At 36.9% G+C, this 25,511-nt stretch carries 24 protein-coding genes; 11 read left to right on the forward strand and 13 right to left on the reverse strand.

Going from position 1 to position 25,511, the window contains the following annotated elements:
* The first annotated feature begins 2 nt into the window (after positions 1-2).
* Positions 3-374, forward strand: coding sequence for an STAS domain-containing protein (locus CH354_RS04855; RefSeq protein WP_100716167.1), 372 nt, complete (start codon positions 3-5; stop codon positions 372-374).
* Here the strand turns inward: CH354_RS04855 and hflX are convergent.
* A complete protein-coding gene (gene hflX / locus CH354_RS04860) occupies positions 361-1,917 on the reverse strand; it encodes a GTPase HflX (RefSeq protein ID WP_100725587.1) in 1,557 nt (518 codons plus the stop codon). The two genes, CH354_RS04855 and hflX, sit on opposite strands and share 14 nt — an antisense overlap.
* 143 nt (positions 1,918-2,060) lie before the next feature.
* On the opposite strand from hflX, the gene CH354_RS04865 reads away from it, so the two are divergent.
* Positions 2,061-3,935 (forward strand): HEAT repeat domain-containing protein, encoded by a 1,875-nt coding sequence (locus tag CH354_RS04865; protein ID WP_100725588.1) that lies wholly within the window; start codon positions 2,061-2,063, stop codon positions 3,933-3,935.
* Here the strand turns inward: CH354_RS04865 and CH354_RS04870 are convergent.
* The 4 genes from CH354_RS04870 to CH354_RS04885 are packed head-to-tail and all read right to left on the reverse strand — an operon-like array spanning position 3,922 to position 8,004.
* Entirely contained in the window at positions 3,922-4,323 is a 402-nt protein-coding gene (locus tag CH354_RS04870; protein ID WP_100725589.1) for a response regulator, read from the reverse strand. The genes CH354_RS04865 and CH354_RS04870 overlap by 14 nt on opposite strands.
* Positions 4,320-6,215, reverse strand: coding sequence for an ABC transporter ATP-binding protein (locus tag CH354_RS04875; RefSeq protein ID WP_100725590.1), 1,896 nt, complete (start codon positions 6,213-6,215; stop codon positions 4,320-4,322). Before CH354_RS04875 ends, CH354_RS04870 begins: the two co-directional genes overlap by 4 nt.
* A complete protein-coding gene (locus CH354_RS04880) occupies positions 6,212-6,781 on the reverse strand; it encodes an anthranilate synthase component II (protein ID WP_100716162.1) in 570 nt (189 codons plus the stop codon). The genes CH354_RS04875 and CH354_RS04880 overlap by 4 nt, the downstream gene beginning before the upstream one ends.
* Positions 6,782-6,837: 56 nt before the next feature.
* Positions 6,838-8,004, reverse strand: a complete 1,167-nt coding sequence (locus tag CH354_RS04885; protein WP_100716161.1) for an acyl-CoA dehydrogenase family protein — start codon at positions 8,002-8,004, stop codon at positions 6,838-6,840.
* Positions 8,005-8,127: 123 nt separating this feature from the next.
* Between CH354_RS04885 and CH354_RS04890 the strand changes: the two genes are divergently transcribed.
* Positions 8,128-8,871 (forward strand): YebC/PmpR family DNA-binding transcriptional regulator, encoded by a 744-nt coding sequence (locus tag CH354_RS04890; protein ID WP_100716160.1) that lies wholly within the window; start codon positions 8,128-8,130, stop codon positions 8,869-8,871.
* Positions 8,872-8,956: 85 nt separating this feature from the next.
* On the opposite strand, the gene CH354_RS04895 is transcribed toward CH354_RS04890, so the two are convergent.
* Positions 8,957-9,202, reverse strand: a complete 246-nt coding sequence (locus tag CH354_RS04895) for a GlsB/YeaQ/YmgE family stress response membrane protein (protein ID WP_100716159.1) — start codon at positions 9,200-9,202, stop codon at positions 8,957-8,959.
* An 88-nt stretch (positions 9,203-9,290) separates the two neighbouring features.
* Between CH354_RS04895 and CH354_RS04900 the strand changes: the two genes are divergently transcribed.
* From CH354_RS04900 to CH354_RS04915, 4 genes are all read left to right on the forward strand, one after another.
* Positions 9,291-10,640, forward strand: a complete 1,350-nt coding sequence (locus tag CH354_RS04900) for an EAL domain-containing protein (RefSeq protein WP_100716158.1) — start codon at positions 9,291-9,293, stop codon at positions 10,638-10,640.
* A gap of 7 nt (positions 10,641-10,647) precedes the next feature.
* Positions 10,648-11,646, forward strand: a complete 999-nt coding sequence (locus CH354_RS04905; protein ID WP_207762626.1) for a response regulator — start codon at positions 10,648-10,650, stop codon at positions 11,644-11,646.
* Between the two features lie 36 nt (positions 11,647-11,682).
* Positions 11,683-12,465, forward strand: a complete 783-nt coding sequence (locus CH354_RS04910) for an enoyl-CoA hydratase/isomerase family protein (protein WP_100716157.1) — start codon at positions 11,683-11,685, stop codon at positions 12,463-12,465.
* Between the two features lie 93 nt (positions 12,466-12,558).
* Positions 12,559-14,523: a M23 family metallopeptidase gene (locus CH354_RS04915; protein WP_100725591.1), complete on the forward strand. Its 1,965-nt coding sequence runs from the start codon at positions 12,559-12,561 to the stop codon at positions 14,521-14,523.
* Here the strand turns inward: CH354_RS04915 and CH354_RS04920 are convergent.
* Positions 14,510-15,277 carry a glucose 1-dehydrogenase gene (locus CH354_RS04920; RefSeq protein ID WP_004786786.1) on the reverse strand — a complete coding sequence of 256 codons (768 nt, stop codon included), beginning with the start codon at positions 15,275-15,277 and terminating at the stop codon, positions 14,510-14,512. The genes CH354_RS04915 and CH354_RS04920 overlap by 14 nt on opposite strands.
* 108 nt (positions 15,278-15,385) lie before the next feature.
* On the opposite strand from CH354_RS04920, the gene purB reads away from it, so the two are divergent.
* Positions 15,386-16,690 (forward strand): adenylosuccinate lyase, encoded by a 1,305-nt coding sequence (gene purB, locus CH354_RS04925; RefSeq protein WP_100716155.1) that lies wholly within the window; start codon positions 15,386-15,388, stop codon positions 16,688-16,690.
* A 6-nt stretch (positions 16,691-16,696) separates the two neighbouring features.
* Here purB and CH354_RS04930 read toward each other — a convergent pair whose 3' ends face one another.
* Both CH354_RS04930 and ygiD read right to left on the reverse strand, forming a co-directional pair.
* Positions 16,697-17,347, reverse strand: coding sequence for an alpha/beta hydrolase (locus CH354_RS04930; RefSeq protein ID WP_243395963.1), 651 nt, complete (start codon positions 17,345-17,347; stop codon positions 16,697-16,699).
* A gap of 14 nt (positions 17,348-17,361) precedes the next feature.
* Complete coding sequence (gene ygiD / locus CH354_RS04935) at positions 17,362-18,183, reverse strand: 4,5-DOPA-extradiol-dioxygenase (protein WP_243395964.1); 822 nt, start codon at positions 18,181-18,183, stop codon at positions 17,362-17,364.
* A 177-nt stretch (positions 18,184-18,360) separates the two neighbouring features.
* Here ygiD and CH354_RS04940 point away from each other — a divergent pair, with 177 nt between their 5' ends.
* Positions 18,361-18,822 (forward strand): ester cyclase, encoded by a 462-nt coding sequence (locus tag CH354_RS04940; protein ID WP_239671111.1) that lies wholly within the window; start codon positions 18,361-18,363, stop codon positions 18,820-18,822.
* 69 nt (positions 18,823-18,891) lie between these two features.
* On the forward strand, positions 18,892-19,419 hold the full coding sequence (locus tag CH354_RS04945; protein ID WP_100725948.1) for a VOC family protein: 528 nt from the start codon (positions 18,892-18,894) through the stop codon (positions 19,417-19,419).
* A gap of 123 nt (positions 19,420-19,542) precedes the next feature.
* Here CH354_RS04945 and add read toward each other — a convergent pair whose 3' ends face one another.
* On the reverse strand, positions 19,543-20,895 hold the full coding sequence (gene add, locus CH354_RS04950) for an adenosine deaminase (RefSeq protein WP_100716153.1): 1,353 nt from the start codon (positions 20,893-20,895) through the stop codon (positions 19,543-19,545).
* 156 nt (positions 20,896-21,051) lie between these two features.
* On the opposite strand from add, the gene CH354_RS04955 reads away from it, so the two are divergent.
* Positions 21,052-22,245: a DegT/DnrJ/EryC1/StrS family aminotransferase gene (locus CH354_RS04955; RefSeq protein ID WP_100725593.1), complete on the forward strand. Its 1,194-nt coding sequence runs from the start codon at positions 21,052-21,054 to the stop codon at positions 22,243-22,245.
* A gap of 3 nt (positions 22,246-22,248) precedes the next feature.
* On the opposite strand, the gene CH354_RS04960 is transcribed toward CH354_RS04955, so the two are convergent.
* From CH354_RS04960 to CH354_RS04970, 3 genes are all read right to left on the reverse strand, one after another.
* Positions 22,249-22,896, reverse strand: a complete 648-nt coding sequence (locus tag CH354_RS04960) for a hypothetical protein (RefSeq protein WP_243395965.1) — start codon at positions 22,894-22,896, stop codon at positions 22,249-22,251.
* Positions 22,897-23,035: 139 nt separating this feature from the next.
* Positions 23,036-24,433 carry an NHL repeat-containing protein gene (locus tag CH354_RS04965; protein ID WP_100716150.1) on the reverse strand — a complete coding sequence of 466 codons (1,398 nt, stop codon included), beginning with the start codon at positions 24,431-24,433 and terminating at the stop codon, positions 23,036-23,038.
* Positions 24,430-25,359, reverse strand: coding sequence for a site-2 protease family protein (locus CH354_RS04970; RefSeq protein WP_100725595.1), 930 nt, complete (start codon positions 25,357-25,359; stop codon positions 24,430-24,432). Before CH354_RS04970 ends, CH354_RS04965 begins: the two co-directional genes overlap by 4 nt.
* Positions 25,360-25,511 lie beyond the last annotated feature (152 nt).

Consider the following 25,511-nt stretch of genomic DNA (forward strand, 5'->3'; position numbering starts at 1 on the left):
CCATGGCAAAGTTTACCTTCCCTTCCCTCCTCATTGAAACGGAATCCATCCAAATCAAAGGGGAAGTCGTGCAGGTGGTATCCTTTGTGGGTCAAATTACGAATACCAATGCTTATGAGATCAACCGAAGTATATCTTCTGTTTTTGAAGATGGCATTTACCAAATTATTTTGGATCTAAGTCAATTGGAATATATCAATAGCATTGGTGTAGCAACACTCATCAGCATCATTAAAACTGTAGAAACACAAAATGGAAAAATTAGAATTGGGGGCTTAAATCACTTTTTAGAAAACGTGATCCAACTGATGGATTTACCCAAAAAAGTGCAAATTTATCATACAAAAAAAGAAGCCATTCTCAACTGGATGTAACTTCCAACTGTTTTTGTTCCTTCTTTTTCCAAATCTCATATTCAATCAAATCAAGGAGTTTAGAAAGCCCTTCTCGCGTTATGGCAGAAACTAACAAGGAACCATTTTTCTGTAAGTTGCCATAGGTCTCTTCATCCAATCCATCCGCTTTATTAAAAACAACCATTCGAGGAATTTCATTTAATTGTAAAGAATTGAGGATCGTATCAACTGCATCCATCTGTTCGGAGTAATTTGGATTGGTCACATCCACCACATGTAATAATAAATCTGCATCACCTAATTCCTCTAGCGTAGCTTTAAAGGCTTGGGATAAATCAGGAGGAAGATCATGGATAAATCCTACTGTATCGGATATGATGATTTCTCGTTCTTCAGGAAAACGAATACGCCTTGTGGTCGGGTCTAAGGTGGCAAATAATTTGTCTTCTGCAATCACTGTTGAATTCGTAAGAGCGTTGAGAAGAGTTGATTTCCCTGCATTGGTGTAACCAACAATCCCTACGATTGGTATTTCATTGCGGGAACGTGACTTACGATTGAGTTCTCTTCTTCGTTTGAGGTCTTTTAGTTCATTTTCCAATCGATTGATTTTTTCTTCCACTCGTCTGTTTCCAATCTCGAGTTTGGTTTCCCCAGGTCCTCTACCACCAATACCACCCGTTAGGCGACTCATATTATCATCCAATTCGGAGAGTCGATTTTTCAGATACTTAAGTTGGGCAAGTTCCACTTGTAACTTTCCATCGCGGGACTTTGCATTTTTGGAAAAAATATCTAAGATGAGTTGGGTTCGATCAATGATTTTTAAATCACTGGCATCGGATATTTTTTTAGCCTGTGAAGGTGTAAGTTCCAAATCAAAAATCAAATGTTCTATGTCTTTGTGAACCGAAGTTAAAATGATCTCTTGGAGTTTTCCTTTTCCCACAACGGTTCTGGGATCGGGATCTCTTTTTTGCATATACGTATCCACAACGTGAATCCCTGCAGTACGACAAAGTTCTTTTAATTCAGCCATGGAATGTTCAGGAGAACGTTTCATTTTTCTGACGTCATAAACTCCCACGAGGAAAGCGCGGTTTTCTTTTTGTGATTCCTTCAGGTTGGATGTTTTTTTTGTGAATTCAGATTCGAGTGCTTCTACTTCGTCTGAATAACCGTACTTAATTTGTCCTGGGTATTGTTTCGGAGAAAGGATCCAAGGTTCTTTGGCATCCGGGTCTGGGTTAATAAAGGCAGAAAAAAAGAATTTGGGAATTCCATCTTTGTCTACACATGCCGCTGTGATGGAATCAAAACGGTTGAGAACAAGGTCCATTAAGTCTTCTTGGTTTAACGGCTGTTCTTTGAGATGAGTATGGAATAAACGAAGGCCACGTAAACGGGAATGAGCGACTCGGTAACGGTCTAAATGGGGAATTTCGATGGAGTGGTCATTGCCCACAATGAGATGGGTGACATAACCCGTCCTCTCAATGAGAAGGCCAACTTGCCTTCCGATTTCGACAGAAATCTCACCAACGAGCCTTGCGAGCTCCATTGAGATGATAGAATCCTCCCGAAGTCGCCTTTCGGAGAGAGATTTTAACTTTTTTAGCTGGTTTGGCTTAAGACCAGCGAGGTTGCCGCTAATTTTACTTATAGTACGTATCCGATATTCAAAGTATGGAAGTAGGCTATCATATGTTTCAAAAGGGTCAAGACATAATTTGGAAAGGCAGTTTGTGGGTGGTCTTACTCTTTTTCTTCAGTTGTTCGACTTCAAAACCCTTCCAATTAACAGATGTTTCTCCAAAGTATCGCGAATACCAAGGGAGTGATTTAGATCCACATAAGACAAAAGATGTTGTCATTCCTGTTACAAATAATCGAAAATATGATTCTTTTATTGAAGAAGCACATCGAACTATCGCATTATTAGAGTTTGGTGAAAATATTGCCTTACGTGCTGATAGCAAAAAAACTGTAGGTGAAGCAGTTGATAAAGAAATGCAGGCTGCTGCCTATTTGGAAGAAGATTTACCGAATGTGATTACAAGGTTACCTGAACTCATCCAAACAAACCAATCCCTTATCGATAGTACTCCAAATGATTTTGATGGACCAACAATTGGACGAGTTTCTCGAGAATTAGGAGTGATATTGGAGTCTTTACAACAATATAGTCCGAAAGCAATTGGGATTCAAAATGCAATCCGTAATCTAAGATCAGATTCCAATAATTATAACCAAGGAAGAGATATTGCTGAACCTGAAACGAAAACGGGAACAGAAGATCCTATTCTTATTAATAATGACACTCAAACTTCCAAAAAACCGGAAAAGGTAACTGTTAAAAAGGAAGATACTTCCAATAAAATTTCCATCAAACGATTGAATCGCAAATCCAAAGTTACTGGGAAGGCGACGGAACAGATCAATGAATTGGTTAAGAAGGAAGAGGATGAAGTCCTTTCTGATGAAGAGAAAAAAGACAAAGAATATACAGAACAAATTCGAAATGGACTTGTTCAGGTATTTCGATGGGAATACTATCGTAAGCCGAAAAATCTTGAAAAAATTCTCGCAACCCATCCCATACCAAGAGTACGATCTGCGGCTGCCCTTGCCCTAGGCCGATTGAAGTCTGGTCGTGTTACTTTACAATCTGCGATTGATAAAGATGGTTACCAAGTTCGCCCTGCAGCTTACAAAGCTCTTTCTGACATTGGAGATAAACGTTCCTTATCCTATTTTATTGCAGGAACAAAAGCTGAAGACCCTGAAGTTATAGCCGTCAGTTTTGAAGGACTTGGAAAAACCAAAGATCCTGCTGGCCGTGAATTAATTTTAACTCAAGGGATTGCATCTGAATATGTGGTAATTGTTTCCGGCGCTTTACGTGGCCTCGCCTATCATAAATTAGATGCTGATGTTGAAATCTTTGCTAAATTTTTAAAATCACCAGAACAAGAAATCAAAGAGGTCGCAATCGAAGCACTTGCCATTCATGGCAGTCGCGAGAGTTTACGAATCTTAGAAAAAGTTGCCACAGAAGAACCTACGTTAACCTTGATGGCGATCGATGAAATTAGCAAAAATCCTTCTCTTTCCGCGACATTTGCTCTGATTCGATTAAATGAATCTTTAACTGATGAAAAATTTACAAAACGGATTGGTGAAGCTCTCCTTCGAAGAAAAGCTTTTGGAAAGTATGCGATCATTCTTGTAGAAGATGATTATTTAAGATCGGAACCAAACGAAAGGTCAATTCCATTATCTTATATTAAAAATAAGGAAATTGGTCTTATCGTCTCAGAAACTAAAAAAGAATTCGCTGTTCGGATTGGTGAAGACATAGTCACAGATAAATACATCCAAATGAAAATGGAATCTACTTTACCTGGAGCAAGGAGTGCTTTTGTCACTGGCTGGGTGTTTTATCCAAAAATCGACATCATAGAAGTGAAACAATTACGCAGTGATGGAAATTCTGGGAAGTATTCTCAGTTAAAAAAAGGAAAACACAAAAACTTGTTTAATCCAATTGAGGAAATTAAAGTTCCTAGAAAGGAGTAGTTTTATCTTTTGAGAGAATGGTGGGAACCCATTCCACCGTTCCTTGTTTGAGTGGAACCTTTGGAATCATCCAATGTAATCCACAAAACCAAGATAAAAAATAAGAAGAAAACGGCATCACTCCCCAGACGTCAAATCCCGTGGATGCGATTACCATCACTCCTTTGTATCCTGATTTGTAAATTTTACGCATCATCCACAATCCAGAAGTTTGAGTTTCCATTGTAACATCGGAGATGATCATATCGTAATCATTGGACTTCGTAAATAATTCCAAACCTTGTTTTGCATCAACTGCTCTGTCGGAAGTTATTTTTTTACCATCCAAATATAATTTAAGATTGTTCGCATAGCGGTCATTATCATCAACAATCAGAACTTTTTTCATATTTGGATCTCCGCATCCGCAAATTGACTATCATATAGTTTTTTATAAATACCATTTTGTTCGAGTAAAGAATCGTGATCACCTTGTTCCTTGATCTCACCTTCTTCGATGACAACTATGTTTTTGATTCGCCTTACGGTCGATAATCGATGTGCAATTATAAAAGTTGTACGATTTTGAAAAAGTCTTTCGAGGGCTCGGCTCACCAAACGTTCAGATTCAGCATCAAGAGCACTAGTCGCCTCGTCTAAAATCATAATCTCGGCATTTCGTAATAATGCCCGAGCAATGACTAAACGTTGCCTTTGCCCACCACTTAAATCCAATCCACGTACACCAATCACGGTATCATATCCGTTTTCCATTTTAGTAATAAAATCATGTGCATTCGCTAATCGAGCAGCCCTCACGACTTCCTTTCTTGTAGCAGCTCCGGTTCCATATGCGATGTTTTCAGCAATGGTTCCGTGGAAGAGGAAAATTTCTTGGGTTACAATTCCAATTTTTTTACGTAATGATTTGAGAGAGTATTGTTTGATATCAATCCCATCAATTTTGATCTGTCCTGCTGTTGGATCAAAAAAACGTGGGATTAAATCCATCATTGTAGATTTACCAGAACCACTTGTTCCTACAAAAGCATAGGTTTCGCCAAGTTTGATATCCAAGTTGATTCCTTTGAGGACTTCTTGGTTGGTTCCAGGATATGAAAAATGAATATTTTCGAATTTGATTCCGTCAGTTATTTTTTCGAGAACTGTTTCATCACCATGTTCGATCACTTCTGGATCACGATCAATGATTTCAAAAATTCGTTTCCCAGCAGAATTAGCTTGGGTGATTTTTCCTACCATTTGCGAAAGTTGAGTGAGTGGCCTCATTAAAAACAATAAAGTTAAAAGAAATGCCATAAACTCACCTTGTGTGAATTTGCCTGAATAGATAAATTTTGCACCTAACGCAAAGTATCCTAGAACCACAATCGAAGAAGTGAGTTCAACAAGGCTAGGTGCCATTTGTAAGTAAAATTGGCCTTTGAATGTCCTTCTATACACTTTATAATTGATATTATCAAATTTTTTAAGGTCTTGTTTTTCTTGTCGAAAAGTGCGAATCACTTTGATGCCTGAAATAAATTCTTGAATATGCCCATTAAGATCTGCAATTTTCTCTTGGAATCTAGCAGTGGATGATGAAATTTTTCTAGTGAACAAAGTAACGGGCAAAATCACAACAGGAACTGTCAAACAAGCGAGAATCAAAAGATCAGAATTCAAATATATAAGAATGATTAAGTGTGTTAAGACATAAAAGAAATTGATTACCGCATCACGTAAGTTACTCGAAATGACTGCAGCTACAATTTCTGCATCATTGATTACACGGCTCATAATAAGCCCCGTTTTCTCTTTGTAAAAATAAGTGAGAGGTAACTTTTGAACCTTTTGAAATAACTCTTGGCGTATATCTCGAACCGCTTTATAACCAGCTGTCGCAATACAATAAACAGATAATAGATAGGTACCCAATTTCAAAAGATACAGTGGAAAAACTGCAATACAAACTGCCCAAACTACTTCCTTGGGTTCCATGTTTTCTGTATAAGCATTGATTTGGAGTTTGGCAGATATGAGCAAACGTTTGATTCGTTCCAAACCGTCTAAACTATCCTCACCAAGTAAAACTTCCTGAACTAATATGGTTTTTTCGGGTAAGGTTAAATCCAAATGAAAACGATTGTTTTTGTCACTACCGAGTGAATCAAAAAGAGGAATGAGTGCAGTTAACGAAATGCCATTGAGTACGGCAGTTAAAAGAGCAAAGACAAGTCCCAAAACAAATCTTTGTTTATAATGAACGCTATAACTCAATAATCTAAAAAAATATTTCATGAATGAACTTCCTCATAGAAGTTACGAAGAACGGTTTCCCCATATTCAGTGAGGATGGATTCAGGATGGAACTGAACCCCGAAGACCTTTTTCCATTTTCTGTGACGAATCCCCATGATCACACCATCTTTCGATTCTGCTGTCACTTCCAATTCATTTGGAAATTCCAGTTTTGATACAGCCCAAGAATGGTAACGGTTAGCCAAAAACTGATTAGGTATGTTTTTAAAAATACCTTCACCAGAGTGTTCGATGGGAGAAGGTCTTCCATGGTAAATTTCTTTGGTTTGTTCTAATTTTGCCCCAAAGGTTTCCGCAATTGATTGGTGACCGAGACAAATTCCAAGAACAGGAACTTTCGGATACAAAGTAACAAAATGTGACATGAGTTTCCCAGAAGTTTTAGGTAAACCAGGTCCTGGAGAAAGAACAACTGCTTGGAATTTTTGAAACATATCCAATGGCAAATCTTCATCGTTTCGCATTACAGTTGTTGGTGCGATTTTAGTTAAATATTGGAATAATATGTAAGTGAAGGAGTCGTAGTTATCGATGAGTAAAAACATAATAGGATAGGAACAGTGGAACAATTTTAAAATTCCACTGGTCCCAATTCCAACTTTTAAGCGTTTGGAGTTTCGATCCCAACTCCATCGTTGAGGAATTTCGAAATAATCACTCTTTGGATTTGTGAAGTTCCCTCGTAGATTTGGAAAATTTTAGCATCACGCATCAATTTTTCAACTGGGTATTCTTCGTTGAATCCGTATCCACCAAAAATTTGAACCGCATCAGTTGTGACACGCATTGCCATGTCTGCACAAAAAACTTTTGCAATCGATGCTTGGTATGTGTTTCTAAATTTGTTATCAATTAGCCAAGCAGATTGCCAACATAACAAACGACCTGCTTCAATGTCACGAGCCATTTCTGCGATCATAAAACTAACACCTTGGTTTACGGAAATTGGTTTCCCAAACGCATTACGAGTGTTTGCATAACGAATGGAATGGTCAAGAGCTGCACGTGCAACACCAACAGCACCAATCGCTACTGCTGGGCGAGTTTGGTCAAATGCACCCATTGCAATTTTGAATCCTTCCCCTTCTTTACCGATCATATTTTCTTTCGGAACTTTCACATCCTCGAAAGTAACACCACGAGTGTCGGAACAACGTTGTCCCATATTCTTTTCTTTTTTACCAACGATGATTCCAGGAGTTTTTGCATCTACGATGAAGCCTGTCATCCCTTTGTGCCCAGCGTTTGGATCTGTTTTTGCTAGAACAAAAAACCAATCTGCATGTCCTGCATTGGTGATCCACATTTTAGATCCGTTGATGATGTATTCATCTCCGACTCGTTTTGCAGTGGTACGAATTCCTGCAACATCAGATCCTGCTCCTGGTTCTGTTACAGCATAAGCAGCGAGTGTAAAATTTTCAGTCATTGGTTGGATGAATTTTTTCATCACATAGTCATCTGCACCTAACAATACAGGAGCGAGTGCTAAGTTGTTTGCAAGGATCGCTGTTGCCATCCCAGAACATCCATAAAATAATTCTTCTGAGGCGATGAGTTCATCCAATACACCAAGTCCTGCTCCACCATATTCTGCAGGGATGTGCATATTCATAAGACCCACATCAAATGCTTTTTTCAAAATCTCTTTTGGATACTCACCTGTGTGGTCATGGTGTTCCGCTTTGGGAATCATTTCATTTTTTGCGAAATCTTTGGCTAATTCGCGGAGGGCTTTTTGTTCATCGGTGATTGAAAAGTCGATCATGGGTTGCCTTATAGATGTTTTTTTACAGTACTTTGGAATTTTCTCTATGAGTCAAGAAACTAGGGCGACTTAAATCTGTTGAAAAATCTTTTGAATCCAAAATTCTAGCCATGGGAGACAACAATGTCAGGACACTCGAAATGGGCGACGATTCGGAGAAAAAAGGGAGCCATTGATGCCAAAAGAGGCGCCATCTTTACTAGGATAGCCAAAGAAATTTCTGTGGCAGCGAAAGAAGGTGGTGGTGACCAAGAAGGGAACCCAAGATTACGCTTAGCTGTCACGAAAGCAAAAGCCGCCAATATGCCTAAAGACAATATCGAACGTGCCATCAAAAAGGGTACGGGAGGTCTCGAAGGCATGGTATATGAAGAGTGTCTCTATGAATGTTATGCACCTGGTGGTGTCGCCATCATGGTTGACGTGCTTACCGATAAAAAGTCTCGTACAACTCCCGAAATCAAAAGTATTTTAACCAAACTTGGTGGGTCCCTTGCCAATGCTGGCGCTGTTTCCCGTTTGTTTGAGCGAAAAGGCCAACTCACTCTCAAAGCTGACCAAATTTCAGAAGAAGCTCTGTTTGATTTAGCACTGGGTGCTGGGGCAGAAGACATCCAAGTCAATGATGGAATGTATGTGGTTCTCACAACGCCAACGGATTATGAAGCGGTTCAGTCTGCCCTTTCCTCCAAGGGACTCAACATGGAAGAGTCGGAAATCAAATACATTCCCATGACAACTGTCGAAGTGAACGACAAAGAAATGGCAGAAAAAATCATGAAACTCATTGAAAACCTAGAAGCAAATGACGATGTGCAAGGTGTGAGTTCCAACTTTGAGTTAGGCGAAGGAGTCGAACTCGACTAAGCAAAAAAAAGAAGTAGAAGAGGGGACTTATGTCTCCCTCTTATTTTGCAAATACAGGTGGATTTGAAACAAAAACCGATGAGGCCTATTTTCGTTTGATCATCCCAGCGATGATAATCAATAAAATGGCACCGACCACGGCAACGATGAGTTCTGCTATCATTCCATAAGAACGAAATCCAAGAAGACCAAACACAATCCCACCTAAAAAGGAACCCACCACACCAATCACTAAATTGGCAATGATTCCAAAACCCTTTCCACGTAAGATTCGACCCGCAAGCCATCCAGCCGCAAGACCAATGAGTAAAAACCAAATAAAACTAAACATAAGTGACTATCCTTGTTGCCTTTTCTATTGAATTCTCATAAAATTACAAGACGTCGTGAAAGAATCAAATCATATACGAAGGTAACATTTGAAAAATCAACTTTTAACTGGTCCTTATTATTTTGGAATGAAAGACTTGGAAGTTTTTAAAAAACATTTCATCCAAGAAAATAAAGGGAAACCACTCTTTCTCATTCGGTTTGAAAATATAACAGGCATTGAACTTACAGAATTTTTAGATTTATTACGTACTGAATTTTATTCCTGCTTGGACTTAGAAGATATTTGTTTCGGATTCCATTACTTTGAAAAACAAAATATACTACTCATGGGAATTTCACCATTATTTGAATGGGACATTGAAAAGTTTCCCAATATCGAAAACTCTGTTGGAAAATTCCAACAACAATGTTTACAAAACAAAATAGTATCATTTCATTTTGGAGTTTCAAGAACCCAATCCAACTTTATTTCCGATAACGAAGAAATCTTTGCCGAACTATTTAAATCATCTGAAAAAAATCTCAATGATAATCTAGTCCGTTGGAGTTGGACATACTACAACAAAGCAAATACATATATATCTGGATCTGTTCATGAAGCAATGATCCAACCGACAGTGATTTTTAATCCCAAAGATAAAACCTATTCTGTTAAAGGAGGGGAAGTTTTTTTGGGTGGTGGTGCTTATATTGGTTATAAAGATTTAATCAACGATATTCCCTCCGACCAAGACATCAACCGGATTGAACTTTTAATTTTAGAAAAACTAATCATTGCTTGTGAAGGGGCACCAGGTCTATTAAAATTTAATATCTCACCTCAATCATTAATTGATACATTTTCACAAAACGAACGTGTTGACCGACTCAAAAAATTAATTTTAAGTAAAGACCTTTTTCCAGAAAACATTCGATTCGAACTCGTAGAAAAACCATACGACGAATCAAAATACCAATTAAAAGATGTCTGCCATGCGTTTTATTCGCATGGAATGAGTTTTGCTGCTGATGACTTTGGAGTAAAAAGTCAGTCTCATCAAATAGTATTAGATTTGGGAATTATGATCAAAGAATTCAAATTGGACCCAATTAGTTTTAAATTTAAAATTGAAGAAGACCAAATTAAATTTTTAGACAACTTAGCTTTTATCGATTATTGTAAACGATTAGCTGATAACCGAGAAGCTGTCATCACTGCAGAAGCGGTAGAAGATTTTGATACATTAAATTTTCTTATGGAACACCAAATTTACCAATTCCAAGCAAATATTCTATTTGGTAAAATGACAGTTTCTGATTACAAACGAGATTTTGATTTACTCCATTCCATACACGAAGATGTTGTGAAAGAAGTATTGACAGACAAAATTTTATCGGAAAAACAAAAGAAAGTTGGTAACTTGTTTTTAGTCGCATCCGAAGAAGGACTCATCTAAAGTTTTTATGCATTTTATCATGGCAATTGAAAACGATCCAAATTCTTCTCAAGATTTGGAAAACATCTTCCTTGGATTGAGACAAAGAGTTGTCATTACAAAGTTTTCCCAAACTGTCCAAGAGTATGTAAAATCTTCCAATCCAGACATCATTCTAATGGGTTTAACTTTCAAAGATAAAAAAGAATTAGAATTCATCTTAGAATTACGACGTGATGTGATTACACACAACATTCCAATATTGGCAATGATTCCAAAAGAAGATTCAAACTTCATTGCAAATCATAAAAAACTTGGATTTACAGACTATATCGTAAAACCGTTAGCCAAACAATCTTTACTGGATAGAATCCATTCTCATATTGAAGAATATAAGTTTAGTGAATCTTCAAAAACACGTGATAATGTTTCCTTTGTAGTTGTTGACCGTGGGCAAGATCGTGTTTTATTCCAATGCCGTGCGAATCTAAAACGATATGTTTTTCCTGAATTTAAAAAAATATTCACACTTAATTTTTTAAAATCCATTCACACGGAAAGAATTTGTTTTGATGTTCGTGTCGTGCCAGATCTTGGAAAAGAAGAAGTAGAAGTTTTTGAACGTGTGATTAAAATTTTCCAGAACCATGATAAGGTTATATTCATTGCAGGCCGACATATGGGAGCCTTCATTGAACATTCGACAGACGATGAAAAAATGTTAGTTTTTATGGCTCCAAACGAATTCGATGAATACGTAAAAATGGAAGAATTAAAAAAGGAGGAACTTCGTAAAAAAGAGAAAAAGGAAAAATTTGCAAAAGACTCAAATAAAGAGCCAAGTCAAAACAATCCAGTTCCTCCAACTAATTTAGGTGATGTGAAAATTGAAATCAACACCAATCCAGAAACAAATTCAACAACAATTGTGAACGCAACAAATCCTACAGATAATCTTCAATCTCCAAAAGAAAAAGAAACTTCGGAACCTAGTCCAGGATCCGAACAAGCGGAAAATTCAAAATAGAACATTCAATAACAATCGTAATTTAAGAAGAGACACATGAACTACAAACGAGAAGTAATCGATCTACCAAATGGCAAAGGAGAAATCATTCGTTTTCAAATGAATGAACAAAACTCTTTAACTGGTCAAAACATGCGTGATCTTGGTGAGATTTTAAAAGAAATCAAGGCAGATCCAACCAAAAGAGGTGTGATTTTAGGAACAGACAATCCAAAGTTTTTTTGTAATGGATTAGATGCAGAAAATCTGCTCTCAACACCTAGGAACAAACTGATTGATGAAGTTGGTGGCATAGTCATTCTATTTGGTGAGATGGTTCAATTTGACAAACCTCTCATTACGGAAGTAACAGGTTATGCTATGGGTGGTGGTGCAGTCATCACAGTTGCATCAGACTTCAAATACATGTTAGATGGTAAATGCCGAATTGGATTTACCGAAGTCAATGTAGGCCTACCCCTTCCAGCTAGTTTTATTGATAGAATCAAGATGTGTGTGGAACCAAGGTATTGGGCAGAAGTTTGTTTAGAAGGCACTATCTACAAAGCACCTGAAGCTAAAAAAATTGGATTGATTGATGAGATTGCTTCTACTCCAGAAGAAGTAAGAAAACTTTCACTTAAAAAATTAGAGTCACTAGCAAAAGTACCTTCGTCTGCTTACCGTGCGACAAAAAACACTCTAAACGCCGCTCTCCTTCGAAATTTGGAACAGTATAAAATTGATACGACCAAATCTTTTGAACAACCTGGTGTTGTCGAAAATCTATTAGAAGCAATGACAGCATTAAAGGAAAAAAGAAGACCCGTTTTCCAATAGAGTAAATGGAAGGAAATAGAGGGAAGAATTCTACTTCCCTTTATTTCTTATAAGTGTTTTCACCATAGATGCCGAAAATTATAGTGAAATCAGATGTTGCGTTTTTTCGTATTTGTCCTCACAACTAGTTTTTTACCAATCTTAGCAATATCGTCTTCTGATTTCCCACCGGGATTTGTTTTAAAAAACCCTTACATATGGCCAGTGAAAGGTTATGATTCCATTACTGGTGCCTTTGGTGAGTTTCGAACGGGCCATTTCCATATGGGACAGGATTTCTCTACCGGAGGTAGGATTGGTGTTCCCATCCTTGCAGTGGCAAAAGGAAAAGTCACTCGCGTACAAAGAAGATGGACTAGCATTGGTTATGCGCTATTTCTACAACATGACGATGGAATGACCTCTCGTTATGGACACCTTCACAAATTTGCACCGAAAGTTGTAAAACAAATCTTAAAATCCAAACAATCAAAACGTTTCAAAGATAGAACTGATTTTGACATAGCTCTTCCAGAACCAGTTGAAGTAGATGCTGGAGAAATAATTGCATTTTCAGGTGATACAGGAGTTGGTCCTCCTCACTTACACTTCGAATTATTTAAAGACAATGTGTATTACAACCCAATGCACTTTGGACTTGGTTACAATGCAGCAGAACCAATCGTATTTAATACCCTAAGGATCACTCCGCAAACTCCACGAACTTTCATTAACGGAAGGAATGAAACGATTGAAATTCCCTTTTACGAAACCAGCGGAAACCGCTTTGAATTATCTGAATCCCCAACACTTTTTATCCAAGGCAAAGTAGGGATTCAAATTGCTATCCATCAAAAATCCAATAACAATCGACTTGGAATTTTCACCTTAGATATGTTAATTGGTGATAATGTTTTACAAGGTTTCCAATTATCCAAAATTTTAAAAGAACATACTAGAAAAAATGTTTTACTCTATGATAGCTCTGTCAGTAAACCAAATGGAAATCCATTTTCCTATTATTTACATACCAGAGATGGAAATGATTTATTAGGAATGCGCAGTAATGGTCGTGAACAAGGAATCCTTGATAGCGAACAAATGAAAATGGGAGAACCAAAGGAAGTTACCATTCGCGCTACTGGCATGGGTGGACAAATGTCTCTTGCTTCCTTTTATGTTTTGAAAGATCAAGGGGATTACAGCCACATCGTCACTAAAGAATGGAAATACAATGTTTATTATGATCGTTACACGACATTTAAATCTAAAGATACAAAAGTTGAATTGTTTTTTCCAGTAAACGCTGTATATTCCAAAGCATTTTTTGAAATAGAAGCCCAAGAACAAATCAAAATCAACACACAAGGCCTTAACCAACTTTCCAGTGTTTATAAAATAGGTCCTGACTTTAAAGATTTTAATTTGGGATATGATCTTTATGTAAAGGTTCCAAAAACAAAGGATATTAACTCGGCAGATTTATATGAAGTGTTAGCTGATGGAAATGTAAAAAAAATAAATGGATCTTCCTTTAGTTCTTGGGGCCAATTTTTTAAAGTGAGACTCAGAAAAACGGGTCTTTTTGTTGTTCTTTCAGACCAAACTCCACCAAACATCTATTTGCATGAATTGATGAACAAAACTGTTTATCCAAGAGAAGACTTTGCCTTGTACTTAAAAGCTGTGGATGTTGGATCAGGAATTATGCCTGATGGATTCGATATCACCGTGGATGGAATCCCTGGAAAGGCAGAATTTTTTCCAAAAGATGGAAGACTTGAAATTTTTGAACCAGAAAGTTTATACGAACCTGGGAAACATACTGTCCTTGCGAGTGTGCGAGATTTTGCAGGGAATTGGAGTTCGACTGTTCGGTATGATTACGAAATCCAAACACCTCCGGTAGTGGAAGAAAAGAAAAAACCGATTACAGAACCTATATCTGTTGAAACTGCAAAAGAGAAAAAATCGACAAAAGATACCAAAACAAAACAATCTTCGCCTAAGGTGCAAAAGGTGGTAAAACCAATCACAATCGCACCAAAGGCAAAGGATAAAAAATCTACATCCCGATAGCAGCACCACCGTCAACGCGGAGGTAAGTTCCAGTGATGTAAGATGCATCATTACTTAAGAAAAACTTCACAGCAGATGCGATCTCTTCCTGTTTTCCAGGACGTTTTAGTGGGATCACAGCTGGATCAGTTAACTTTTCTTGTACTTCTTTGGAAAGTGTTCCGGTCATTTCTGTTTGCACATAACCTGGGCATACAGCATTTACAAGTACGTTTCTTCCAGAAAATTCTCGTGCAGAAACTTTTGTAAGTGCAATCACACCTGCTTTAGAAGTGGAGTAGTTTGCTTGGCCTGGTTGGCCAGTGAGTCCTGATACAGAAGAAATATTAACGATTCTTCCAGAATCTGACTTGAGGATGAGTTTACTTGCTGACTTAGTCATAAGAAAAACACCCTTACAGTTTACATCCATTACAAAGTCATACTCTTGTTCTGACATACGAATGAGTAAGTTGTCTTTTAATACTCCAGCATTGTTAACAAGGAAATCGAGTTTTCCAAATGCTTCTTTTGTTTTGCTAATAGCAGCATCACAATCTTCTGGTTTTGTTACGTTACAAGCAACACCGATTGCTTTCACACCAAATTTTGCTTCTACTTCTCTTGCAGCTTCTTCAATTTTTTCCTGATTCAAATCAACAAGCACCAAACTTGCACCATGCGATGCGATTCGGTTTGCGATTGCTCTACCCAAACCAATGGGAGAGGCAGCTCCCGTTACCAGTGCTACTTTTCCTTCGAATTCTTTGGACATATGCCCCCCTAGGATTTATTACTAGATTCTAAACATGAAACTCGAACATCGTTCGGCAATCGTAAAATTCCCAGTTGAAACGGAAGTTTACACTGAAAGACTGCCCTTATGATCGATCGTTATAGCCATCCTGAAATTTCCGCCATTTGGGAATTAGAGAACAAATTTAAAATTTGGACAGATATTGAAATTTATGCCTGCGAAGCGCGTGCGAACCGGGGAGAAGTCCCAAAAGAAGACCTCGAAACCATCAAACAAAAAGCAAAATTCAATGTAGATGAAATTCTAGAGATTGAATCCAAAGTACACCATGATGTGATCGCCTACTTAACCAATTTAAACTCTTATATAGGACCAGCAGGTCGTCATGTTCACTTTGGACTGACATCGAGTGATGTTGGTGACACTGCACTCTGTGTTCAAATGGTGCAAGCGATGGATCTTCTCATCCAACGCACTGAAACATTATTAGAGACTACAAAACAAAAAGCAAAAGAGTACAAAGACCTTCCTTGTATCGGACGTTCCCATGGAATTCATGCAGAACCAATGACCCTTGGTCTTAAGTTTGCACTCTTTTACGCAGAGATGACACGTAACTTAGAACGAATGAAAGATGCCCGCGAACAAGTTGCTGTTGGTAAACTTTCTGGAGCAGTGGGAACTTATTCCAATATTGATTTAGAAATTGAAGAGTATGTATTAAATAAATTGGGACTTAAAGTAGATCCAATTGCCACTCAAGTGATCTCACGTGACCGACATGCATTTTATATGTCTGTGCTTGGTGTGGTTGCTGCCAGTTTGGATCGTATGGCAACTGAGATCCGACTCTTACAAAAAACAGAAGGGCGTGAAGTCGAAGAACCATTTGCAAAGGGTCAAAAAGGATCCTCAGCTATGCCACACAAACGTAACCCTGTGGTTTGCGAAAGAATTTCAGGGATCTCTCGTGTTATTCGTTCGAACGTAAACGTTGGATTACAAAACGTTGGACTTTGGCATGAAAGGGATATATCACATTCTTCTGCAGAACGTATAGTTCTTCCTGATTCAACGATTGCACTCGATTACATTTTAGAAAAAATGAACTTTGTCTTAAAAGGATTACATGTATACCCTGATGCCACAGAACGTACGTTAAATGTGACAAGAGGACTTATCTTTTCTCAAAAAGTATTGTTGTGGCTCATCGAAAAAGGTGGAATCACTCGTGAAGATGCCTATCTTATCGTTCAGGAAAATGCGATGGCGGTTTGGGCTGACCAATCTAAAAATCTTCGTGACCTATTGAAACAAGATCCAAGGTGTTCTAAAATTCTGAAAGACTCCGACTTGGATGAAATTTTCCAAATCAAACCGTATTTAGAACGAATTCCGCTCATCTTCAAACGATTGGGAATTACAGACTAAATTCGTTTACAACTCAACTGCCAACCATCCAACCAAATCTTTTAATATTTCTTGGCTGATGGTATGGCCTTCTGGGTACTCCTTATACTTAGGACTCCTTCCCAACAATTCCAAACTTTCTTTTGAATTCCTTGCAGAAGCAACAGATATCACATTATCATTGGTTCCATGGGCAATATAAATCTTTTGCGGATCGACTTCATCATTTGCACTTAATTTCTGTTTTGTTTCCTCTAAGAGTCTTCCACTAAGTGCAATGATTCCTTTAAATTGTTTTGGGTGCTCTAATCCAACTGAATAGGACATCACGGCACCCTGGCTAAAACCACCAATCCAAACATTATTTGTATCAAATTGAAACTGACCCTTTGCAAAATCTAAAAATTCTAATATTTTTTGATGGCTTACTTCTTGTTGTCCAATATCAATTTTTGGACTCCCACCTTGGAAAGAAATTTCATACCAGCCAAACCTGTTCCTGCCTAAAACAAGAGGCCCTCTGAGTGAGATAATCAGTAGTGATTCTGGTAAATCATCTACTAACGAAAACAAATCATTTTCATTGCTACCAACTCCGTGTAACAACAAAAGTAGTGGAGGATTGGTTGTGGTAACTTTTGGATTGCGAACTAAATACTCGAGTGGAGGTTTTATCATATTCAGTCTTCCCTTTAATTGAAGAGCGGATTAGAATCCAATCGAACAGAAGTCATGGTCAATGCTCCAGCCACTGGTTTGTCATTAAAAAAGGAAATTTGGTCCGATGGAAATTGAGTTCCGATTGTATACAATAATGGAAGGTAATGTTCTGTCGTAGGAATTGCCCATTCAAATTCTTTTCCTTTATTTCGAATTGAAAATAAAGATCGGGTATCACCTGATAGAATCCAATCTTTAACTTTTTGATTCACCGAAAGTGCCCAATCAAAACCATAACTCTCTGTCAATCTGTCCCATGCCACCATACGGAGGTTATGCACAATATTCCCACTAGCAACGATGAGTACACCTTGTTCTCGCAATGGAGAAAGTTCCTTGGCGATTTCAAAGTGTTTTTCAGGTGGAAGTTTGTAATCCATACTCAATTGTACGATGGGAACATTTGCTTTCGGATACATATGTTTTAGTACACTCCATGTCCCGTGATCTAAACCCCAATCATAATCCAATTGGACAGATTGAGATTTGACTAGGGATTGGATTTCTTTGGCCAAACTAGGACTCCCAGGAGCAGGGTATTGTACTTCAAATAACGCCTTTGGAAAACCACCAAAGTCATGTATGGTGGGAGGATTCTCCATCGCAGTAACAAAGGTTCCATCAGTTAACCAATGGGCAGAAATCACAAGTATCGCTTTGGGTTCTGGAAAGGTTTTCGAAACGTTCCGAAGACCTTCGACAAATTCGTTTTCCTCGATTGCATTCATAGGACTTCCATGTCCTAAAAATAAGGACGGAATGATCTCACTCTTTTGTATCTTGTCTGTACCCATGAAAATCTCCCTCAGTTCCATTGAGAAAACTGTTGTTTTGTTTGGAAATCTGGTCTTAATTATTAGTTTGATATTAAACTATTTATTGTCAACCTAATTAAATCTCAGAAAACCAATTTTTCTCAATGACTCTCGTTTTCTGATATCCAAATCTGCATCCTAGTTAGGAATTTTGAAATGGTGGTTAGGTTACAATCTGTTCACCTAAGAATGATTTTACGGATGATTAAAAAAATGGATCACAAACAACAGATCACTTCCATCTTAATTGAACTATTTACCAATCCGAAAACAACTAAGATTCCTGATTATTTCTCTTCTAATTATATAGCAAACACATCACAAAAAACATATCATGGACTTAAGATTGTAAGCAAATGGATAAAGAACTTAAATCAATTTTTGACTGATTTAAAAATTGAAAAAATAGAATTTGTCCATGAATCGAAAGATACGGTTGTTTGGATCCGAACGATCAAAGGCAAAATAAAACCGACTCCGCTTCAGAACTTAAAAGAAGGCAAAGTGATCAAATGGGAAGAAATGATTGTTTCCAAATTTAAGGGATCAAAAATCGAAGAAGAATGGATTTCCAGTGAGTTTCTGGGAGTTTTATTTTCTAAAACTAAAAAATCATGATCACCATTTGATGATTTGATCCAACAAAACAACAAAGAGAAGGAAGATGAAAACAAAAAGGTAAAGACAATGGCAACAGCAAAGAAAAAAATCTCCAAACCAACCAAATCCCTAGCTAAAAAAACAAAAACTCCGAAAGTACAAGTAAAAGTATCACAAGAAAAAACAAATCCCATCACTCCTTTTTTGATGTTCAATGCAAACTTAGAAGAGGTTACTAAATTTTATACAGGCATTTTCAAACAATCCAAAGTGATCTCTGTAAATCCAATGCAAGCGGAGTTCATTTTAAACGGACAAAAATTTTCAGCTTACAATGGTGGACCTGAATTTAAATTCTCTTGGGGTGTATCCTTTATGATCCATGTTGATACACAAAAAGAAGTCGATCATTATTGGAATGAACTTTCAAAAGGTGGAAAAGAACTTATGTGTGGATGGGTCGAAGACAAATTTGGAATGGTTTGGCAAATCACACCAAACATATTATTAGAATTAGTTTCTCACAAGGATCCAATCAAACGAGAAAAAGCAACACAGGCAATGTTAAAGATGAGAAAAATTGACATTGCAACGTTAAAAGAATCAATCAAATAAATGATTTAAAATCACTACATAAAATTTAATTTTTCTATAGTGATTTAAATTTCGATCGGTGTATAGAGGGACATTTCAAAACTTGTAAGGTCAGTTACAATTCTTCAATTCCAAACCTCGTGTTTAAACTGAGATCGTTTGTTTTTCTGAAATTAGATTGTATTTTACTTTAATTTGATTGATTTTCTCTTCCATTGATTTCCACAAAGTTTCCTTCTCTGGATGGAAAGTACATAGAACACCTTGTCTCACCAAATCAATGATTTCATCAATGGAGAAATCTAAAAAGCGATACAACTTAAAAAATTCATACGTTAAATTGACATTAAAAATATCTGGATCGTCTGTGTTGATACAAAGCATCAAACCTTGGTCATAATAATAACGCACTGGGTGATTCTGTTCTTTTCTTACATACTTGCCAGTAAAAACATTTGATGTGACACAGATTTCGATTGGAATTTTGTTCTCTTTCATGTAACGAACAAGTTCGGGATCTTGGATGGCTGATGTTCCATGCCCAATACGTTCCGCCTTACATAGATTCACTGCATCCCAGATTGCCCAAGGACCGTCATCTTCTCCTGAGTGAGCAACACATCGTAAACCAGACTCACGTGCAATTTTAAACACATCAGCATAATCTTTAGCAGGACCCATGAGTTCAGCCCCACCAAGACCTATTCCTATCACTTCTTTGTGTTTTAAACCTAACACTCGTTTAAGGTTGTTCATTGCATTTTCAGGTCCAAATGATCTAGAAACATCAACGAGTAATCGTATGGAGATTCCATCTTTCACTTCAATTTGGCGAATGCGATTGACCATCACTTCTACCATTTCATCAAAATCCAATCCGTTTTGAATGAACTTAGATGGCGCAAAGAATGCTTCACAATAGACAATGTTATTTGAACGAAGGTAGTCTGCTAAACTATCAATGAAGTATCCTAAATCGGATGCCTCTTTGACAGATCCTTGGACAAAAAAGAAAACTTGGATGAAACCATTGAGGTCTTTGAAATTGTATTTATCTTCAAATTCTTGGTCAGTGACTTCGATTCCATTTTTTTTGTATAAGAATTTAAGTGTTTCCTTATTTACACATGCTTCTAAGTGCAAGTGGACTTCTGTTTTTGGAATTTCTCGAATGAAATTGATGACATCCTGCTCGTTAGGATGAGAAACAGAAAGGTCACCAGCAAGGAGTGATTTCCTTTCCTTTAGAAGAGTTGTTTGTTCGGAAACCTCCATCCCTTCTTTTGGAAGAAGCCAAAGAGGTGGGTGTAGGACAGGTAATTCCATTAGAGACACTCTTTCGTTTAAGAGAGTGTTAATTTGTTTATCAAAAGTAAGTTGGATGGTTGGCGAATACGGCCTGTCAGCTGGTAATCGACTTTTTAAGCGGTTTAATTCCGCTATATCACGGTCAATGACAGCAATGCGGCTCAGGATTTCAGAAAAAGGAACTTCCATGTTCCAGGAAAGAATGCTGAATTTGATGAGTGCCTACAAGTAGATTTTTAAACCTTGGGTGAAAATCCCTATTTAGGTTTGAAAAATCCCGTCGATAGGAAGTTTGGGAGCGGAAAAGACTGGAAATTTTTTCCGAATTATGTCGTATAAATGAATATGCTCACATCTCGCAAAACCTTCCTACCGTTTGCACTTCCTTCCATTTCAGAAGATGCAATTGAAGAAGTGGCTCAGGTACTCCGATCTGGATGGGTTACCTCGGGACCAAAAGTAAAACAATTCGAGATGGAGTTTGGCGATTTTGTTGGAAGCAAAGAAACAATCGCTGTCAATTCGGCAACAGCAGGGTTACATTTAGCACTCGAGGCGATTGGACTCACAACGAATGATGCTGCTATCACAAGTTCTGTTACCTTTACTGCCACCGCCGAGGTCATCTGTTACTTTGGAGCAGAACCCATTCTTACTGATATCGATCCCGTTCACAACATAATGACTCCTGAAACCTTAGAAACTACAATCAACTCTAAGTGCAAATGGAACGGTAAAGAACTTACGAGTAACAAAACAGGCAAACGAATTAAAGCCATCTTACCTGTACACTTAGCTGGTTATACATGTGATATGGAAGCCATTCTAGCCATTGCAAAAAAATATAATCTCTATGTGATTGAAGATGCAGCCCATGCATTCCCTGCAGTGCATAAGAACAAAATGATTGGAACCTGGGGTGATTTTACTGTTTTTAGTTTTTATGCTACAAAGGGCATTACCACTGGTGAAGGTGGAATGATCACCACTCATCATAAAGAGTTTGCTGACCGGATACGCAGGATGCGTCTGCACGGGATCAACCGTGATGCATTCAATCGACCTGGATGGTACTATGAAGTTGTTGATGCTGGGTATAAATATAATATGACCGATATTGCCGCTGCCCTTGGTGTCGTTCAACTTAAGGAATCACATGGATTCTGGGAACGAAGGACTGAAATTGCAAAACACTATAATGTTGAATTTTCTGGATTAAAGGGAGTGAAACTTCCAAAAGAAGATGAAAACGGGATTCATAGTTGGCATCTCTACCGTATCGAAATTGATCCGAAATTGGCAAAAATTGGCCGAGATACACTGGTTGAGGAATTGAAAGAAAGAAATATTGGTACTAGTTTACATTTTATTCCTATCTTTGAGCATCCTTATTATAAGAAAACGTTTGGATTCCAAAGAAAAGAATATCCTAATGCTTGTCAGATGTATGATAAATCTGTTTCATTACCATTATTTGCTGGAATGACAAAAACAGATGAAAAAGACGTAATTGATGCTGTAAAAGAATTATTATCCTAGATCCTAATTTTTGGTTGGATTGTCTTTCAAACTTGTCCGGAGTTCATAAAACTCTGGATCATACAGTTTGATTAGATCAACTAAACCCAATATAAATTCTGTGTCAGTTCCATCCGCCTTTCTTCGAATCCAAAATCCTACAAGTTCTTTCACAATTTGAGAATCCATATTCTCATCACCAGAAAAGATAGAAAACTGTGCCGCTTCTTCAGGATCCTCGTTATCAGTATAAGCAGGATACAAAAAAAGGATAAAACGATCTAAATAATAAGGATCTAACCTCGATTCTTCAACTAACATTAAATAACGATCTGCTTCTTTTCTGAAAAATTTTGGATTCGAATCTAATTTTTGGTAAACAATAAAAAATTCACGTGCCGTTTGTTTGAACCAACTTTCATATATTGGTTTTGTTAATTGTAAAAACTTAGGTTGGGTTTTTGCAGGTAAAAACAAATTCCTAATTTTTCTAGGAAATTCAGGATTATAATGCCCAAACTGATACTGATCATTTAATTCCAAATAATACTTGGAATGAGGACCTTCTAAAAAAATTTGAATTCCTAAATATTCAGAAAGTTTTTTTAGGCCAATGACCGTTTGTAGTTTGCAGAAAATTTTATGATAGGATATTTCTTTTTCACAATACAATCCAATCTTTGGAAATTGGATCCAAGTTGTTTCAATCAGTTCTTTAAATTTTTTCTCTTGAGAAGAGTCTACCTCCTTTAGAAATAAAGGGATAGACGTTTGGAGAACCGAACATGAGAAAAAGAAAACTAAACCAAGTTTACTTAATTTTATAAGTAATTTCTGCAGGTAAATTCTCCCATTCCGAATTTGTATCTTTACGAAAGTATACTGGAGATATCGAATTTTTCAGATTCAAACTTTGGTATAAAATCAAATCTGTCTCCTTTTTCTCAAAGTATCGTTTGTCTGTATTACTACCTAAACCTAAATCAGCGATTGGTATCCATCCATAACCTAATAAAAATACTGACAATGAATCTTGAATGGATTTTGGTTTTCCTTTATCGAAGCGAATCATACGAAATGATTGAACAGGTATACCACTTTCTTTCATTTTCTCTTTGAAATCACTAATGCTAACACTGATTTGCCTAGTTTGGTAAATTAAATCCAAATAATCTCTTGGAAGCAATTTAATATCTTCCTGTGGTTTTTCGTAAAAAGGTGTTACATCCCCTGGATATGTTGCCTCTTTATCTAAATAATCATCAGTTACATAGTATTTGATAAATTGATTTTTAGAAGAAAATTTATATTTTACGATCTGCTCACCAGGTAAATCTTCAATAGACAATTTCTTCAAATGAACTCTGTTTCTTTGAATGAAGGATGGCGCATAAGAAGAGTCAGTAAACTTAACACCTCTTATCCTTTGTTGTTCATTAGAAGGAGGATGTAAAATTGCAATTTGGGCTTTTGATAACGAAACTGAATCAAGTTTAAACTTTAAAGTTACTTCTAGATTAAATTCTTCTTCTCCAGATGCAATGAAACGTTCAGTTTCAATGAAGGGAATGTTTTTAATCTCTTTATTTTCACGGTCCACAACCCAGAGTTTTGATCCACTGAGTAAAACACCTCTCACAGATCGTAAATTGGTTTTAATGGAACCTGTAATTTTTCCGGTTTTGGTATCATATCTGTAAATGCTATTATCAGCGGAATCAGAGATCCATAATGAATCTCTACCGTAACAAATATCTCTCGGTCGAGTACGATCAGTAAAAAATCCGCCAATTAATAGAGATGTGGACTGGTCATAAATTTGAACCTTACCGGAATCTAAATCCAAAATATAATAATAGTTCCCCACACTTGCAATTCCTGCTACGTTTGCTAATGGAATTGAAATTTTATCAGTGATCCCACCAGAGTTTGGATCTAATTTTAAAATCTGTTTTGGAGCTACGACTAATATTTTTCCTTCTCTAGAATCAAAACTAATCCCTCGTAAATTCGCCAAACCTAAATTATATATTTCTTGTTCACCAATTTCATTGATCTTAATGATTGCTCGTCGATTTGTATCTATATACCAAAAATTTACACCATCCCAAGCTAAACCATACGCTTTATCAGAAAGTTTGTATTCTTTGCTTTCTTGTGCGAATAATGGTAATGTAAAAATGAATAATAAAATCCAAATACGTTTCAATCGCTTATACCTACTGTCTTAACTATCAGACGAAATAGATCATCGAGTAAAGTAGGATTATCATATTCAGAACCGATTATGATTGGTTTTGGGACGAAAATAATTAGGAAAGATACTAATATCAAAATACCAAACAGGAATCGAGTTTTACCAATTCCATACATTGCATCTTTGATGAAAGGATGTTCAACCTTTAACACATAATAAATCAAAAATCCCCAAACTAACCAGGTGAAATGGACCAAAGCAAAAATCAAAAAAAATCCAAATAGTATATGAATCCATTTTCGATAAGATTCACCAAACATCGAATAAATGACATGTCCACCATCCAACTGTCCAAAAGGAAGCAAATTAATGGCAGTAACTAGCAGTCCTACCCATCCAGCTTTCGCCAAAGGATGAGCTTGGATATCCATGGTTGTAAAATCAATTGGTCCAAGGATCCATTGAGTGGAAAAATATGTGAATGTACTGTCTCCAAAAAACAAAAAACCTGATCTGTCAATATTAGAAGGTATCTCCACAACCTTTGATAAAGAAATACCAATGATCCACGCAACTAACGAAAGAATCAAACTAACTGCTGGTCCTCCTACTCCAATATCAAACAATACTTTTTTATTTGGGATTTGATCATTGATTTTGATCACAGCACCCATGGTTCCAATGGGACCAAATGGAAGTGGGATAAAATAAGGTAAACTTGCTCTGACTCCATAATACCTTGCAGGTAAATAATGGCCCATTTCATGAGCTAATAGTATGAACAATAAAGACACTGAGTACGGCCAATTTTCAAAAAAATAGAGTTTATAATTCTCTAATGTTTGTGGGATCCCTGGATTCAAAAAAATATCAGAATAAGTAAGTGAGAGAAATGTAAGGAAAAATAATAGAATGTGAGTTGTTTTATTGGATTCCAAGGCCGAATCACCTAAAAATAAATTTATGATTCATTCGATCGAAATTTCTCAAAGAATCAATTAGATTCCGACAAAAAAAAGTGAGAAACAGAATTAGAATCACGTTGGAAGTATCAGAAAAATATTGTTCCACTTTCTTTTAGGAAACTTAG

Origin of the sequence: Leptospira levettii, assembly GCF_002812085.1 — a bacterium.
In the GTDB taxonomy this organism is placed as follows: domain Bacteria; phylum Spirochaetota; class Leptospiria; order Leptospirales; family Leptospiraceae; genus Leptospira_A; species Leptospira_A levettii.

Bases quoted from the DNA above. Each gene is read 5' to 3' on its own strand.
- CH354_RS04855 (WP_100716167.1), top strand. From the start codon at position 3: ATGGCAAAGTTTACCTTCCCTTCCCTCCTCATTGAAACGGAATCCATC.
- hflX (WP_100725587.1), bottom strand. From the start codon at position 1,917: ATGGAGCTCGCAAGGCTCGTTGGTGAGATTTCTGTCGAAATCGGAAGG.
- CH354_RS04865 (WP_100725588.1), top strand. From the start codon at position 2,061: ATGTTTCAAAAGGGTCAAGACATAATTTGGAAAGGCAGTTTGTGGGTG.
- CH354_RS04870 (WP_100725589.1), bottom strand. From the start codon at position 4,323: ATGAAAAAAGTTCTGATTGTTGATGATAATGACCGCTATGCGAACAAT.
- CH354_RS04875 (WP_100725590.1), bottom strand. From the start codon at position 6,215: ATGAAATATTTTTTTAGATTATTGAGTTATAGCGTTCATTATAAACAA.
- CH354_RS04880 (WP_100716162.1), bottom strand. From the start codon at position 6,781: ATGTTTTTACTCATCGATAACTACGACTCCTTCACTTACATATTATTC.
- CH354_RS04885 (WP_100716161.1), bottom strand. From the start codon at position 8,004: ATGATCGACTTTTCAATCACCGATGAACAAAAAGCCCTCCGCGAATTA.
- CH354_RS04890 (WP_100716160.1), top strand. From the start codon at position 8,128: ATGTCAGGACACTCGAAATGGGCGACGATTCGGAGAAAAAAGGGAGCC.
- CH354_RS04895 (WP_100716159.1), bottom strand. From the start codon at position 9,202: ATGTTTAGTTTTATTTGGTTTTTACTCATTGGTCTTGCGGCTGGATGG.
- CH354_RS04905 (WP_207762626.1), top strand. From the start codon at position 10,648: ATGCATTTTATCATGGCAATTGAAAACGATCCAAATTCTTCTCAAGAT.
- CH354_RS04910 (WP_100716157.1), top strand. From the start codon at position 11,683: ATGAACTACAAACGAGAAGTAATCGATCTACCAAATGGCAAAGGAGAA.
- CH354_RS04915 (WP_100725591.1), top strand. From the start codon at position 12,559: ATGTTGCGTTTTTTCGTATTTGTCCTCACAACTAGTTTTTTACCAATC.
- CH354_RS04920 (WP_004786786.1), bottom strand. From the start codon at position 15,277: ATGTCCAAAGAATTCGAAGGAAAAGTAGCACTGGTAACGGGAGCTGCC.
- purB (WP_100716155.1), top strand. From the start codon at position 15,386: ATGATCGATCGTTATAGCCATCCTGAAATTTCCGCCATTTGGGAATTA.
- CH354_RS04930 (WP_243395963.1), bottom strand. From the start codon at position 17,347: ATGATAAAACCTCCACTCGAGTATTTAGTTCGCAATCCAAAAGTTACC.
- ygiD (WP_243395964.1), bottom strand. From the start codon at position 18,183: ATGGGTACAGACAAGATACAAAAGAGTGAGATCATTCCGTCCTTATTT.
- CH354_RS04940 (WP_239671111.1), top strand. From the start codon at position 18,361: ATGGTGGTTAGGTTACAATCTGTTCACCTAAGAATGATTTTACGGATG.
- CH354_RS04945 (WP_100725948.1), top strand. From the start codon at position 18,892: ATGGCAACAGCAAAGAAAAAAATCTCCAAACCAACCAAATCCCTAGCT.
- add (WP_100716153.1), bottom strand. From the start codon at position 20,895: ATGGAAGTTCCTTTTTCTGAAATCCTGAGCCGCATTGCTGTCATTGAC.
- CH354_RS04955 (WP_100725593.1), top strand. From the start codon at position 21,052: ATGCTCACATCTCGCAAAACCTTCCTACCGTTTGCACTTCCTTCCATT.